This is a genomic window from Streptomyces sp. NPDC050560, from assembly GCF_044457285.1.
Classification (GTDB): domain Bacteria; phylum Actinomycetota; class Actinomycetes; order Streptomycetales; family Streptomycetaceae; genus Streptomyces.
In genome coordinates this window covers 450,467-464,872 of the sequence record NZ_JBITGT010000006.1, presented here as the reverse complement: position 1 = coordinate 464,872, position 14,406 = coordinate 450,467, and the positions used below count along the sequence as shown (strand labels likewise).

General features: G+C 72.8%; 12 protein-coding genes. 8 read left to right on the top strand and 4 right to left on the bottom strand.

The features are described from left to right. The first annotated feature begins 49 nt into the window (after positions 1-49). The gene (locus tag ACIBIW_RS16755; protein ID WP_399336627.1) at positions 50-1,111 is read left to right on the top strand and encodes a LacI family DNA-binding transcriptional regulator; all 1,062 of its coding nucleotides are present in this window, start codon (positions 50-52) and stop codon (positions 1,109-1,111) included. Between the two features lie 270 nt (positions 1,112-1,381). Here ACIBIW_RS16755 and ACIBIW_RS16750 read toward each other — a convergent pair whose 3' ends face one another. The 3 genes from ACIBIW_RS16750 to ACIBIW_RS16740 form a co-directional block, all read right to left on the bottom strand. Continuing rightward, positions 1,382-3,148 carry a discoidin domain-containing protein gene (locus tag ACIBIW_RS16750; protein WP_399336625.1) on the bottom strand — a complete coding sequence of 589 codons (1,767 nt, stop codon included), beginning with the start codon at positions 3,146-3,148 and terminating at the stop codon, positions 1,382-1,384. 381 nt (positions 3,149-3,529) lie between these two features. Continuing rightward, positions 3,530-4,693, bottom strand: a complete 1,164-nt coding sequence (locus ACIBIW_RS16745) for a DUF1996 domain-containing protein (protein ID WP_399336623.1) — start codon at positions 4,691-4,693, stop codon at positions 3,530-3,532. Between the two features lie 719 nt (positions 4,694-5,412). Beyond that, a complete protein-coding gene (locus ACIBIW_RS16740; RefSeq protein ID WP_399336621.1) occupies positions 5,413-6,558 on the bottom strand; it encodes an FAD-dependent oxidoreductase in 1,146 nt (381 codons plus the stop codon). A gap of 390 nt (positions 6,559-6,948) precedes the next feature. Between ACIBIW_RS16740 and ACIBIW_RS16735 the strand changes: the two genes are divergently transcribed. Continuing rightward, on the top strand, positions 6,949-7,551 hold the full coding sequence (locus tag ACIBIW_RS16735) for a TetR/AcrR family transcriptional regulator (protein WP_399336619.1): 603 nt from the start codon (positions 6,949-6,951) through the stop codon (positions 7,549-7,551). A gap of 99 nt (positions 7,552-7,650) precedes the next feature. On the opposite strand, the gene ACIBIW_RS16730 is transcribed toward ACIBIW_RS16735, so the two are convergent. Continuing rightward, on the bottom strand, positions 7,651-8,376 hold the full coding sequence (locus tag ACIBIW_RS16730) for an SDR family oxidoreductase (RefSeq protein ID WP_399336617.1): 726 nt from the start codon (positions 8,374-8,376) through the stop codon (positions 7,651-7,653). Between the two features lie 162 nt (positions 8,377-8,538). Here ACIBIW_RS16730 and ACIBIW_RS16725 point away from each other — a divergent pair, with 162 nt between their 5' ends. From ACIBIW_RS16725 to ACIBIW_RS16700, 6 genes are all read left to right on the top strand, one after another. Further along, a complete protein-coding gene (locus tag ACIBIW_RS16725; RefSeq protein ID WP_399336615.1) occupies positions 8,539-9,201 on the top strand; it encodes a TetR/AcrR family transcriptional regulator in 663 nt (220 codons plus the stop codon). Then, the gene (locus ACIBIW_RS16720) at positions 9,198-10,013 is read left to right on the top strand and encodes an SDR family NAD(P)-dependent oxidoreductase (RefSeq protein WP_399336613.1); all 816 of its coding nucleotides are present in this window, start codon (positions 9,198-9,200) and stop codon (positions 10,011-10,013) included. The genes ACIBIW_RS16725 and ACIBIW_RS16720 overlap by 4 nt, the downstream gene beginning before the upstream one ends. Before the next feature lie 381 nt (positions 10,014-10,394). Continuing rightward, positions 10,395-11,060, top strand: a complete 666-nt coding sequence (locus ACIBIW_RS16715) for a DedA family protein (RefSeq protein WP_399336611.1) — start codon at positions 10,395-10,397, stop codon at positions 11,058-11,060. 64 nt (positions 11,061-11,124) lie between these two features. Further along, a complete protein-coding gene (locus tag ACIBIW_RS16710; RefSeq protein WP_399336609.1) occupies positions 11,125-12,312 on the top strand; it encodes a sensor histidine kinase in 1,188 nt (395 codons plus the stop codon). Continuing rightward, a complete protein-coding gene (locus ACIBIW_RS16705) occupies positions 12,303-12,947 on the top strand; it encodes a response regulator (protein ID WP_399336607.1) in 645 nt (214 codons plus the stop codon). Before ACIBIW_RS16710 ends, ACIBIW_RS16705 begins: the two co-directional genes overlap by 10 nt. Before the next feature lie 458 nt (positions 12,948-13,405). Continuing rightward, complete coding sequence (locus ACIBIW_RS16700; RefSeq protein WP_399336605.1) at positions 13,406-14,338, top strand: fumarylacetoacetate hydrolase family protein; 933 nt, start codon at positions 13,406-13,408, stop codon at positions 14,336-14,338. The last annotated feature ends 68 nt before the right edge of the window (positions 14,339-14,406 follow it).

Genomic DNA, 14,406 nt, shown 5'->3' with positions numbered 1-14,406 from the left:
GTGGGGCGCGGGGGTCGGAGAGCGCTCTCCGATCGGTTAGAGTTCAGCCATGACGAGAGAGCCACGGATGACGGGGGGCGGTGCGCCCACACTGGAGGACGTGGCACGGGTGGCCGGGGTCTCACGGGCCACGGTCTCCCGGGTCGTCAACGGCATCCGCAACGTCGACCCCGCCATCCAGGAAGCGGTCAGACAGGCCGTGGCCGAGACCGGCTACAGCCCCAACCGCGCCGCGCGCACCCTTGTCACCCGCCGCGCCGAGACCCTGGCGCTCGTGGTGTCCGGCGCCGGCGACGACTCGCCCGCCGAGCAGGCCGCGTTCGCCTCCCGGGTGTTCGCCGACCCCTTCTTCGGCCGCGTCACCAGCGGCGTCATCGGCTATCTGAGGCCGCGCTCCATGCACCCGGTGCTGATGTTCGCCGAGACCCCGGACGCCCGCGACCAGGTCGTCGACTATCTGCGCCAGGGCAGCGCGGACGGCGCGCTCGTGGTGTCCACCCACGCCCGCGACCCGCTGCCCGGGATGCTGGCGGATGAGGGGCTGCCCGCGGTGCTGTTCGCGCGGCCCGCGCAGCCGGTGCCGATCAGCTACGTGGACCTGGCGCACCAGGACGGCGCCAGGCTCGCCGCCGAGCACCTGCTCGCGCGCGGCTGCCGCCGGGTCGCCACCGTCTCGGGCCCGCTCGACATACCGGCGGGACAGGACAGGCTCGCCGGCTTCCGCGACGCCATGGCCCGCCGCGGCCACCCGTACGTGCCGGTGGTCGAGGGCGGCTTCACCCTGGAGAGCGGCGAGGAGGCCGCCCTCAGGCTGCTCGCGGAGGAGCCCGACGTGGACGGCGTCTTCGCCGCCAACGACCTGATGGCCCGCGGCGTCTGCCGGGTGCTGCGCGAGCGCGGCATCGACATCCCCGACGAGGTCGCGGTCGTCGGCTTCGACGACAGCCCCGCTGCACAGTCCGCGGAGCCCGCCCTCACGACGGTGCGCCAGCCGGTCGAGGACATGGCCGCCGAGATGGCCCGCCTGCTGCACGTCCGCATAGAGACCCAGGAGCCCGAGGTCAGGTCGGTCATCTTCGAACCGGAGCTGGTGGTACGGGAGTCCGCCTGAACGGCGGTTGGGGTTCGGGCGGTTGGGGTTCGGGCGGTTGGTTTGGGGCGGATGGCGGGTGGGCCGAGGCTGGCGCGCACGCGCGTACGCGCGTGCGGGTGGCCGGGCGGTACGCGCGCGTGCCGGGAAAACGCGACCACGCGCGCGTGCGGGCCGGACGGCCGTACACGCGCGCGCGGAAGCGGGGTCGGCGGCACGCGCGCGGGCCGGCGAACCGTGCCCCACGCGCGCGTACCGCTTGCCCACGAGCAGCTCCCTACGAGTCCGTCCTCACGAGTAGATCCCGAACTCGAACAGCGAGTACCCCCAGGCCGTTCCGCGCCCCGTGCCGTTCATACGGACGTAGCGGCCCTTGCCCGACACGTCGAAGTCGTCGACCCCGCCGTTGCCGTCGGTGACCTCCTTCACGGTGGTCCAGCTCTGCCCGTCCTCCGAGGTCTGGATGGTGTACGCCTTCGCGTACGAGGTCTCCCAGACGAGCTGCACATGCCGGAACGACGTGCTGGAACCCAGGTCGACCTGGAGCCACTGCGGGTCGCTCCAGTCGCTCGCCCAGCGGGTGTCCGCCTTGCCGTCCACGGCGTTGCCTGCGGTGCAGGGGCACTCCTGGCCCGTCGGCTGCTCCGACGACGCGGTGGCGGCCCTGCCGAGCGCCACGTTCGTCCCGTCCACGGGCGGCGGCACGACCCGCGCGGACCTGGTCTCCACGCCCACGTTGCCATGCCCGTCGGTCGCCTTGACGTAGAGCTTCCAGACGCCGGGCTTGTCGGGCGCCGTGACGCGCAGCCTGCCGCCGCCGAGGTCGGTGGTGGTCAGGGGGTGCAGGGCCTTGTCCTGGTCGATGTAGTTGCTGCTCGCGAACGCCTCGTAGGTGATCGCGTCGCCGTCAGGGTCGGTGGCGGGGGCGTTCAGCGTCAGGTCGCCGCCCGCGGGGACCGCGGACGCGTCGCCGTCCAGCGTCAGACCGGAGATCACCGGGGGAGTGTTGTCGCCCGACGAGTCGCCGCCGTACGCCTTCTTCACGGCGTAGTACGAGAGCCGCTTCTGCCCGCCGGGCAGCAGGTTGAACCAGATGCCGCCGAAGTCGTCCTCGATGCCGTAGTGGAACATCGTCGCGCCGAGCGCCACGCCCTGGTGGCCCGTGATGCAGTCCCACGCCTTCGTGTAGCCGTCGGCCTTCGCGGTGTCGGAGGGCTCGTCGGGCACGCCGTTGGCGTCGTTCTCGACCTCCCACTCGCCCGCGGGGCCCGTCTCGGTCACGATGTACGGCTTGGTGTAGCCGCCCGCCTCCCAGTCCGCCCTGATGCCGCACACCGCGTTGTAGGCGTTGACGGCGTACAGGTCGAGGTCGGGGGCGTTCTTCTTGAAGTACGGCCAGGCGCCGGTCCAGGCGTCGGTGGAGGTCACCGGGTGGTTGGGGTCGACGGAGTGGATCTTCTTCGCGACGTCGTTCACGAAGGTGGTGTACGCGTCCCGCTCCTGCTCCAACTGGTCACCGCTGTAGCAGTTCTGGAGCCCCAGCACGGACTCGTTGCCCACGTTCCACATGAGCACACCGGGATTGTCCTTGTAGGTGTCGACCCACTTCGGAAACTCCTCCAGCATCTCGTTCTTGTACGCGGCGTCGTTGACGTAGTCCACGCAGCCACCGCTGCCGGGACCGCCGCCCGGCTGGAGCCAGAAGCCCGCGATCACCTTGATGCCGTGCGCCGCCGCCGAGTCGAACAGCGGCTTGCTGGTGGCGTCGGTGCCCCAGGTGCGCACCGTGTTCACGCCCATCGATTGCAGGTCCGGCATGTACTTCTCGGCATCCCCCACGGCGGGGCCCCAGGTCAGACCCTTGACCTGGTACGGGGAGCCGTTCACCGTGAGCTGCCAGTTCCCCTGGGAGCCGGTGACCTTCACGACGTCTCCCGCGGCCCCCGCGCTCTGGGCGGGCAGCGCGAGGGCGCCGAGCGCGAGCAGGCCCGCGGTGACGGGCGCCGCGACCCGGCGGACCGCACCGCCGGATCGGGAAGGCGGGGTGGGTGAGTGCATGGGGGTTCCTCCTGAGTGCGGGCGGTGCGGTGCCGGGGGCCGCGGGGGATGGGCGCGCCTGGGGCGCGGGGGTGTTGTGTGGGGTGGGGTGATGTTGTGCGGCGTGGTGTGGTGCGGCTTGGTGTGGTGCGGCTTGGTGGGGTGTGGGAGAGCGCTTCCCCGGGGGTCTGTGGACAGAGGCGAGTGCGGCAGGGGAGCTACGGGCGCACGTGCCGGGTGGGTGGGGGAGAGCGCGTACTGGGTGGGCTGTGGAGATGGGGGGCGTGCGGTGCGGGGGTGCGCCGGGTGTGGGAGAGCGCCGGGTGGGGGAGAGCGCATTCCGGGCGTGCTGTGGGCCCGGGCCGTCCGCCGTGTGCGGGGGAGCGGCCCGGGCGGTGCGGGTCAGGGCAGTTCGTAGTTGTCGTCGAGGGCCGCTCCGGCCTCCGGGTGGGTCTCGTCGTAGCCGCGCGCATCGCACTGGAGGCCGCCGACGATGCAGTGGTCGACCAGGGCGGCGAGGGTGGCGTCGTCCCACGCGTTGAAGAAGTCGTAGTGGAAGGAGTAGCTGGCGCCGCTGGAGAGCCGGACGTCGGAGAGGTCGCCGTTGACCGGGAACGCCATCTTGAACTCGATCATCGGCAGCGCCACCGGGTGGTCGGCGGGGCAGACGTTGTCGTTGGTGCCCTCGCGCACCACCGGGTACGCCATGTGGCTGACGTGGTCCGGGGTGTCCAGATTCACGCCGTCCCAGCAACTCGGAGCCTGGAAACGGATGTTGAGCTGGACATCCTGGCTGTCCGGGCAGTCGGTGGGGAAGTCCACGTTGAAGTAGCTGTCGCCGCACTCCCAGCCCTCGACGAAGCCGGGGTTGTCGCGGAACTGCTGCGCCGTCTGCATCGGGTTGGCCACCACGAACCGCAGGCCCTTGGGGAAGGGGCGCACGCTCGTGTAGTCGGTGACGCCGGCCTTGTAGTAGATGGTCTGCGGGCCGACAGGGGGCTGCGGAGTGTCGCCCCTGAGCAGCGTCGGCACCCAGTAGCCCGACTTGTCGCCGGGAGCCTTGCAGGTGGTGCCGCCCGCGTCCAGGGACGCCGTGGTGCTGGCGGCGTTCGTCGTGGTGTTGCCCATGAAGGTGTGATCATGGGACTTGCCCGGCTGGCCGGGGAAGACGATGGGGTCGTCGGGGGCGGCGTGGGTGTAGGAGCAGTTGGCCTGGAACTCGTGGAAGTAGCGGTGCGGGGGCTCCGCGGCGGACGGCTCAACGCCGGTCACCGGCGGGTTCGCCGGGATGTAGCCGTCGCCGTCGGGGTCCTCCGCCGACGACTTCGTGGACGGCGGCATGGCTCCCATCGCCTGCCCCGCCCCGGTGGCGTCGCCCGCCATGTCGGCGGCGTGCCCGCCGTGTGCTGCGTGCCCGGCGTGTGCGGGGGCCGCCGCGCTCGTCCGCGCGGCGCCCGCGCTGTCCGTGGCGCTCGCGGCGAGCGCCGTCGCGCCGACCCCGGCCGAGGTCATCACCAGTGCGGCCGCTATCAGAAGACCTGGGACGAGCTTCGATCTCCGTGGCATGGAGACCTCCTGTCGCTCCGTGGAATGGGGGGTGGTGCGGCCGGGCGGTGAGGAGCCCGGCCGCCGGAGCACCGCCGGACGCGCGAGGTCGGGCACGCGCGCTCGCCCCCTGCGGGGCACCGGCACCACTGCGGCGACCGGACCGCACCACCTCCGACCGCGGCGTACGACACCTCAGGACCGCGGACAGTTCCGCGCTCGCGGGGCTTGAACACTGTGGGAGAGCGCTCTCCCAACCCCTGTGGAGTCTTCCGTTTATGGCGAGAACGTGTCAAGAGAGGGGAAGCCACGGCTTCGCCAGGCGAGGGGCGCTCCGGCTCCGTGTGCCGGAGGCCGACACTGCCACGCAGCGGGTCAGCGGACACGACTTTCCCTGGCCAAATGCCCTTGCAGGGGCCCGGAGTCGGGGCCGAGAGCGGGGAACGGGAGCGGCGGGCAACAGAAGCGGGTAACGGGGCGGGTCGGCTGGGCAGTTTCGGAGCGTCGCCGCACGGTGGGCTCGGGTCAAGTCGCGTACTCCCAGGCCCGCTTCCCGACCGCAGGCACTCTTTCTGATCTGCCCACCGCCATAGGGAAGTTGCCCGGTCCCGGAGGCCATTGGGCGGGAAGGCGATGTCACGGGGCATCGTGATCGACGCGCCATTCGCCGGTGTCGCGCCTCGCGCTGCCGTGTGTTCCGTGTCTGTCCTTCTGTCGGTGCTGGTCGTCGGTGCTGGTCGTCAGCGCTGGTTGTCGCCGGTGTGGGCGGGATCGGGGAGGTCGGCGGAGAGCAGGTGTTCGGCGCCGCCCTGGAGAGCCCGGGCGGTTTCGACGGAGCGGGGGAGCATGGTCTTCTCGTAGGCGCGGACGGCGTCGGCGACGGTGGCGGCGTTCGCGAGGGCGAGGGCGAGTTCGGCGGCGTCGAGCATGGCGAGGTTGACGCCGACGCCGAGCGGGGGCATCAGGTGGGCGGCGTCGCCGAGCAGGGTCACCGTCGGGTTCTGTTCCCAGGTGTGCGGGACGGGGAGCGCGAAGAGGGGGCGGTCGACGTAGGGGCCGTCGTTGTCGGTGAGCAACTGTCGCAGCCGGGGCGACCAGTTGGCGTACTCGTGGCGCAACACGGCGCGGATGCCGTCGGTGTCGGCGATGGTCAGACCGCTGCCGGTGATCCAGTCGGCCGGGACCCGCCTGATGAGGTAGACGCGGATGTGGTCGCCGCTGTTGCGCTGCGCGAACAGCCCGCGGTCGCCGTCGGCAGCGGCGGCGCTGCCCGCGCCGACGAGTTCGGCGATGTCGGGGTGCTTGTTCTCCACGTCGGAGAACCACGCCTCAAGGAAGCTGACACCGGTGTACTCGGGCACGGCGGCGGACAGGGCCGGGCGCACCCGGGAGTAGGCGCCGTCGGCGCCGATGACGAGATCGGTCTCGACGGTCGTACCGTCGGCGAAGCGCAACTCCCTCGGCCCGTCGGCCGGTCCGCCGACCTCTTCGAGCGCCCGGCCCCAGCGCACGGTGTCCGGAAGCAGCGAGTCGAGGAGCAGGTCGCGTAGGTGGCCGCGGTCGATCTCCGGCTTGAAGAGTTCGTCGGCCTCCGGAACCTCGTGGAGCGCGATCCTGCCGGTCGGGTCCATCCAGCGCATCTCCTGCCCCTCGGGGCGGGCGAGGCTGAAGAACTCGTCGAGCAGGCCCGCCTCACGCAGGGCGAGTTGGCCGTTGTCGGCGTGGAGGTCGAGCGTGCCGCCCTGGTTGCGGGCGTGGGGGCCCGGGTCCCGGTCGTGGACGGTGACCTTGAGGCCGTGCCGTTGCAGGATGCGGGCGCAGGTCAGCCCACCGGGGCCGGCGCCGATGACACTGATCCTCGCGTCAACGGGACGTGGAGAGTTCATGGTTGGGGGTCCTTTCGCTACGGGGGAGGGGCTGGGGCGTGGTGGGGGGTCTTGGTGGCGGGTCCCGGGGTGTGCGGTCCCGTGGGTGGTCCGGGACGCGGAAGCCGTGCGGTGGTCCCGGGTGGCCAGAGCCGGGGTGCCCGGGCGGCCCCGCGTTATGTACGAGCCGCGGAGCCACCGTCGAGCGGGGCCCACGGGACGCGACGCACGCACGAGGCCGAAGAGGCCGCGCGTGTCCGTCGCCCGTCGCGGGGCGGTGGGGACTCACGGGGTCTCGGCGCCGCCTCGGCGCTCACACCCGGTGCTCACGGAACCCAGAAGAGCACACTCGTTTAAAAAGTGCAACGAGTCAACTTTGCGAATGAGGCAACTGTCGCATACGCTCAACCCATGACCGCAACCCCCGTCGGCCGCCGTGAGCGCAAGAAGGCGGCCACCCGTCAGTCCATCGCGGACGCCGCCCTGCGGCTCTTCCTGGAGCGTGGATACGACCAGGTCAGCATCCGTGACATCGCCGACGCGGCCGATGTGTCGACCACCACCGTGTTCAAGCACTTCACCGGCAAGGAGGCCCTGGTCTTCGACCAGTCGGCCGACCGTGAGGCGGGACTGATCGCCGCGGTGCGTGAGCGCGCCGCCGGGCAGGGCCTCCTGGACGCCCTCCGTCAGCATGTCCTCGACACCTGGCTGCCGATCGCGACGCATCCTCAGCGCGCCGACTTCGTCAACCTGGTGGAGTCCACACCGGCGTTGCGCGCCTACGCAGAACGCATGTGGACCCGGCACGCCGAGGCCCTGGGCGCGGCCATCGCCGACGACCTGGGTGTCGACCGCGACGACGTCGCGTGCGCGGCTCTCGCCCGTTTCGTACTGGAGGTCCCGACCCTCGCCCGAGGCCGCGTCGACCACCGCGCGGCGGTCGACGCGGTCTTCGACATCCTCACGCACGGCTGGCGGCCCCCGGAGGCCCCGGCCGCACCCCCTGGTGGGTGAAGAGCGCTCTCCCGGCGGCGGCCATGCGCGTTCCGGCTCCGGCCCGTGGCGGGTCAGCTACCGGCCGCCCCCCGAAGAGCGCTCTCCCCCCCGGCAGCCTCACCCCAGCGACACCAGCCTTGCGCCGCCGTCCGACTCCAGGACCGTGCCGGTCAGGTTGGCGTTGGTGGCGGCCACGGCCACCAGCTCCGCCACCTCCTCCGGGGAGGCGACATGCCGTACGGGCAGTGCCGCGGCGGCGGCCGCGAAGTACTCCGCGCGTGCGGGTGCGGGCATGGCGTTCCACCACGGTGTGTCCACGACCCCCGGGGAGACTGCGTTCACCCGGACCGGGGCGAGTTCCGCGGCGAGCGGTTTCACCAGGGCCTCCACCGCGCCGTTCACCGCGGCCACACCCGAGGTGCCGGGCATGCCCGTCCGCGCGGTCACCGCGCTGACGAGGGTGATGGAACCGTCCGGCGCCAGATGGGGCAGTGCGGCGCGCAGGGTGGTCAGATGCGGCCAGAACTTCTCGTCGAAGGCGGCCCGAAGCACCGCCGGGTCGAGGTCCTTCAGCGGTCCGACTCCCTTGTTGCCGCTCGCGGAGAGGACGAGCCAGTCGACCGTGCCGATGGCGGCGAGCACCGCCCCGATGGCGTCCGGGTCCCGGGCGTCCGCCTGATGGCCCGTCAAGGCCGAGGTCGAGTCGGTGTAGGCCAGTTCGGATATCCGCCGACCGGTGCGGCCGACGACGTGCACCGCGGCCCCGCGGTCCGCCAGCAGGCGTGCCGTGGCCAGGCCGATTCCGGAGGTGCCGCCGACAATGAGTGCCGTGCGCTGGGACATGGGTCTCCCTTGGGTGGGACGGAGTGCCGTGTGTGTGGGGGGGTGACGTGTGCGGGGCGAGAGCTGTGTGTCCGGTGGACTGCGGGCACACCGATGGCGGGCATACTCCTGACCCGCGCCATTTCGAACCGCGCCGTCTCGAAATAAGCTAGCCTCATGACCATGGACAAGCAACCCACCCCCGCCGCCCGCGGCCGCAAGCGCAGTGAGGAGAGCCGGGGCGCCGTCCTGCGCGCCGCGTTCGAGCTGATGGCGGAGGCTGGTTACGGGGCGCTGACCATCGAGGGCATCGCACGGCGCGCCGGTGTCGGCAAACAGACCATCTACCGCTGGTGGCCCTCCAAGGCGCACGTCCTGCGCGAAGCGCTCGCCGTGAAGGCCGAGATGGTCATCGACCACAGTGACCACGGCGACTACGAGGCCGATCTGCGGGCGTTCCTCGGCGACACCTTCCGGCTCGGCGGCCGGGCCGACCTGGCCGCCATCCTGCGCGCGCTCATGGCGGAGGCGCAGATCGACGCGGAGTTCGGGGAGATCTTCCGCGGCGACTTCCTGAGCCGCAGGCGGGCGGCGCTGTGCGCGGTGCTCGACCGTGCCCGTGAGCGCGGCGACCTGCCGGGCACCCCCACGCCCGAACTGGTCCAGGACATCGTGTTCGGGACATTGTGGTACCGGCTTCTGGCCACCCACCGCCCCCTGGACGCCGCCCTCGTGGACGATCTCGTGGTGACGCTCACCGGGGCCCCGCCGCCCCCGCCCGGCGCCCCGGCCACCACCGCACACCCCACGCACCCCACCGAAGCCACCGCGGAGGACCCCACATGACCACACTCATCACCGGCGCCACGGACGGCCTCGGCCGCGGCCTGGCGCAGAGCCTCGCCGCCGACGGCGCCGACCTGATCCTGCACGGCCGCGACCGCGCCAGGCTCGACGCCACCGCCGACGCCATCGCGGCGGGCGGCGCCCCGCGCCCGCGCACCGTGCTCGCCGACTTCGCCGAACTCGACCAGGTACGGCGGCTGGCGGCCGAGGTCCGCGACACCACCGACCGGCTCGACGTCCTGGTCAACAACGCGGGCATCGGCGCGGGCGAACCCGACGGCCGTGAACGGCGGGTGAGCGCGGACGGCCACGAACTCCGGTTCGCCGTCAACCACCTCGCCGGATTCCTGCTCACCCTCGAACTGCTGCCACTGCTGCGGCAGTCGGCCCCCGCCAGGATCGTCCACGTCGCCTCCGCGGGACAGCGCGCGGTGGACTTCGACGACGTCCAGCTCGAACGCGGCTACGACGGCGCCCGCGCCTACTGGCAGAGCAAGCTCGCCCAGATCAGCACCGGCTTCGAACTCGCCGGACGGCTGCCCGCCGACCAGGTCACCGTCAACAGCCTGCACCCCGCCACCTTCATGCCCACCAAGATCGTGCTGAGCGAGGTCGCCAGCAGCATCGACACCCTGGAGACCGGCGTCAACGCGGTCCGCCGCCTCGTCCTCGCCCCCGAACTCGCGGGCGTCACGGGCCGCTACTACGACAGGACCGACGAGGCCCGCGCCGACAGCCAGGCATACGACCCCGCTGCCCGGCGCGCCCTGTGGGAGCTGAGCCTGAAACTCACCGGGGCCCGCGACGTGTGACGCCGGGCGGAGCCGGAGCGGGCGGCCTCGGGGCGCCGCGGAGTGCGGGCCCGGGGCCGTGCCGTGCCGTGCCGGGGTGGGTCCGGTGCGCACGGGGCGCGGGTGCAGCGTGCTGGTGGGGTGGTGGTTTCCAGGGGGCGGTACGCACGCCCCACGGCCTCCGCACGGGCGCCTAGCGCCCCGTATCGCTGTGGGAGAGCGTTCTTCCACAGGGCCGGGAGCGCGGGCGGGCCGGGTGTGCCCTGTGGGAAACCGTATTCCCACAGGGGGAAAGCCGTCGCGGAACGGGCGCTGTTCCACATACCGGGGGCGGCCCTCCGCTTTCTACGGTGAGGAGCGCACCGGGGCAGCACGCCCCGACCGAGCGCACCGGGGGACCCCGTGCACCTGCTGCCACTCGCCGCATCCGGGCCGCCCGCCGACGGCATCGCCGGCTGGGCCGCCGACCTGGTCGCCACCCTCGGCGGGCCGGGAGCCGGGCTCGCCATCGCCCTGGAAAACCTTTTCCCACCGCTGCCGAGCGAGCTGATCCTGCCGCTCACCGGGTTCGCGGCGGGGCAGGGGCGGATCGGGCTCGGGTCCGCGCTGCTGTGGACCACGCTCGGTTCGCTCGCCGGGGCCCTTGTGCTGTACGCGGCCGGGGCGCTGTTCGGCCGGGAGCGGGTGCGGCGGCTGTGGGCGGCGCTGCCGCTGGTGAAGCCGTCCGACCTGGACCGCACCGAACTCTGGTTCGCGCGGCACGGCACCAAGGCGGTGCTGCTCGGCCGGATGGTCCCGGTGTTCCGGAGTTTGATCTCGGTTCCGGCGGGCGTGGAGCGGATGCCGCTGCTCCTCTTCGCGACGCTGACCACGCTCGGCAGCCTCGTGTGGAACGCGGTCCTCGTCCTCGTCGGCTACGCCCTCGGGGACCGCTGGCAGCTCGTCGAGACCTGGGTGGGGCTGGCCTCCAAGGTGGTCGTGGCCGCCGTGGCGTGCCTGCTGGCCGGATACCTGGCGGTGCGGCTGCGCGGGCGGGGCGAGCGGGCCAGGCACCGCAGGACCCCGTGAGGCCGCCGCCGTGCCACCCGAACGATCTTGCCCGCCCCGGATGCCCCCGCTACGCTCGGTGACCGTGCCCCCGCAAGCCCCGGCGCGTGCGGACCCGCCCGCCGACACCCCCGTACCCCGTGCCCCCGGCGCCCCGAAACGCGCCGCGGGCCTGGTGGCGGGCTGCTTCACGGCGCTCCTCGGCGCGCTCTGGCTGGCCGTCGGCGGCCTGCTCTGCGGACCCGGGCTGCTGTGGCACCGCACCGGGCCTCGCGCGCTCGCCGCGCTGACCGCCGGGGCGCGCCGTTTCGCGGACCTGGAGCGGCGGCGCAGGTCGGCCTTCTTCGGAGACCGTTTTCCCACAACCGGCGCACCCTCCGACGAGAAGATCGTCGGCTACCTGCTGCGCCGCACCGCGACCGGCCTGGTGTCGGCCGTGGTGGTGGCGCTGCTCGGGTTCGGCGCCGTCCTCGCGGTGGTGCTCGCGGCGGGCGTGGCACGCGGCGACGTCGGCTGGGCGGACCTGGCGCTCCAGGCGGGGCTCGGCGGGGTGCTGCTCTTCCTCGACGTCCAGGGCCTGCGGTCGCTCGCCGCGCTCGACGCCCGCCTCGCCCGCGACTGCTTCGGCCTGTCCGAGCGCGAACTGCTCCAGCGCCGCATCGGCGAACTCGCCGCCAGCCGCGCCGCCGTGGTCACCGCCGTCGACACCGAGCGCCGCCGCATCGAACGCGACCTCCACGACGGCCTCCAGCAGCGCCTGGTCGCGCTCGCCCTGCTGATCGCCAGGGCCCGCAGGGGCCACGACACCGAGCGTGCCGCCGCCCTGCTCGCACAGGCCCACCGCGAGGTCGGCGACGTCCTCGGCGAACTGCGCGAGGTCGCCTGGCGGGTGTACCCGAGCGCGCTCGACGACCTCGGTCTTCGCGAGGCACTGGGCGGCGTCTGCGACCGCTGCGCGCTCCCCGTCCACCTCTCCTACGAGGTGCCCGGCCCGCTGCCCGAAGCGGTGGAGACCGCCGCGTACTTCGTCGTCTCCGAGGCGGTCACCAACACCGTGAAGCACGCGGCCGCGACCACCGTGCGGCTGCGGCTCGCCCACCGCGACCGGCGGCTGACCGTACGCATCGAGGACGACGGTAAGGGCGGCGCCGACCCCGGCGGCCGCGGCCTCACCGGGCTCGGCGGCCGTGTCGCCGCCCTCGACGGCACCCTCACCGTGGACAGCCCCGCAGGGGGACCGACCATCATCACAGCGGAGCTGCCGTGCGTGTGACGCTCGCCGAGGACTCGACCCTGCTGCGCGAGGGCCTGGCCCGGCTGCTCGCCGAGGAGGGCCACGAGGTGCTGGCCGCCGTCGGCGACGCGGACAGCCTGCTCGCGGCCGTCGCCGCCGAGCCGCCGGACGTCGTCGTCGTGGACGTCCGTATGCCGCCGGGCCACACCGACGAGGGGCTGCGGGCCGCCCTCGCCATCCGCGAACGCACGCCCGCCGTGGGGGTGCTCGTGCTCTCCCAGTACGTGGAGCGCACCTACGCGGCCCGGCTCATCGCGGCGGGCGCCGAGGGTGTCGGATACCTCCTCAAGGACCGGGTCGCCCAGGTCGAGGAGTTCCTTGACGCGCTCGAACGCGTCCACGCGGGCGGCGCCGCCATCGACCCCGAGGTGGTGCGCCAGCTCGTCAGCCGCACCACCCACACCGACCCCCTCACCCGCCTCACCCCCCGCGAGCTGTCCGTGCTCAGCGCGCTCGCCGAGGGCGCCACCAACGCCGCCATCGCCGCGAAGCTGCATATCTCCCTCAGCGCCGTCGAGAAGAACCTCGGCTCGGTCTTCGACAAGCTCGACCTGCCCCGCACCACGGGACACAGCAGGCGCATCCTCGCGATCCTGCGCTACCTCAAGTCCTGACAGCGCCCCCAAGCCCTGACAGTGACCCTGCGGGCTTCGCCGCGGTCACCCGCCGGGCGTCATCAGGCCCATCTCGTGGGACTTGGCGGTGGCCGCCGAGATGTGCGGGGCCGCGGAGTCTCCGTCATGACGCCGCCGCCGCGAGGTGCGTGTGGTGCGGCAGCGGCGGCGGCGCGGGCGCCCGGAAGCCGCCGCCCGCAGCTCACAGCTCGACAGCCCGCACCCCAGTCGCCCGCGTTTATTCCGCAATGAAGAATTACTGGCGTCGTGAATACGACTATGTAAGATTTTCCTTTGTGTCGGTGGCGTAAGGCAGGGGTGCGTGGGGCGCGCCGGGCCCTCCGGGTCTCGCGGGATCGTCCCCGCCGCGCACCCGTATCCGTACGCGTATCCGTCCCCGCTCCCGCCGCCGCACCACCCGGCCAACCGGCCACCCGGCCACCGGAAGGAACCCGCGCATGAGACTCGCCCTCTTCGACGACAACAGGCTCGGCGTCGTCACCGGACCCGCCGCCCGCACCGGGACCGACGCCGCAACCGAGCCAGGCGACCCCTCGGCCCTCACCCTCGTCGACGTCACCGACGTGCTGCCCTGGCCGCATGAGTCCGATCCGCTGGTCGGCGGGTGGTGGCGGGCGTTGTGCCGGGACTTCGCCGGTGTGGCGCCCGAGTTGGCGAAGGCGGCACGCGAGGGCACCGGTGTCCCGCTCGGGTCCGTGCGGCTCGGCGCCCCGGTGCTCGGCCCCAGCAAGATCATCGCCTCGGCCAGCAACTACCGTGCCCACGTCGACGAGATGCACGAGGTACAGCGGCGTACCCTCGGGCGCGTCGAGGCGTGGATGATGGACTTCGACGTCTTCCTGAAGGCGCCCTCGGCCGTCTCGGGACCCGCCGACCCCATCGTGCTGCCGCGTGCCGTGCTCGACGCGGGCGAGGAGGTCCACCACGAGTCCGAGCTGGTCGTCGTGGTCGGCACGGGCGGCAAGGACATCCCCGTCGAGGCCGCGCCCGACCACATACTCGGCTACACCATCGGCCTCGACATCACCGTGCGCAGCGCCGCCGACCGTTCACGGCGCAAGAGCTACGACACCTTCAGCCCGCTCGGCCCCTGGCTCACCACCGCCGACGAGGTGGGCGATCCCGGCGCCCTCGACATCCTGCTGACCTGCAACGGCGAGGTCCGGCAGCACGTCAGCACCGCCACCCTGATCACCTCGGTACCGGAGATCGTCTCCTACGCCTCGCGGATGATGACGCTCAACCCGGGCGATGTGATCTTCACCGGGGCGCCCCCCGGCGTCGGCCCCATCCGCCCCGGCGACGAGCTGGTGACCAGCATCGGCGGCCTCGGCTCGATGACGGTCCAGGTGGTGGCGGAGAACCGCTGAGCCGCCCGGGGCCGCGAAGATGTGAGGGGCCCCGCCGACCGGGCGGGGCCACGCGGAGCCGACCCTGG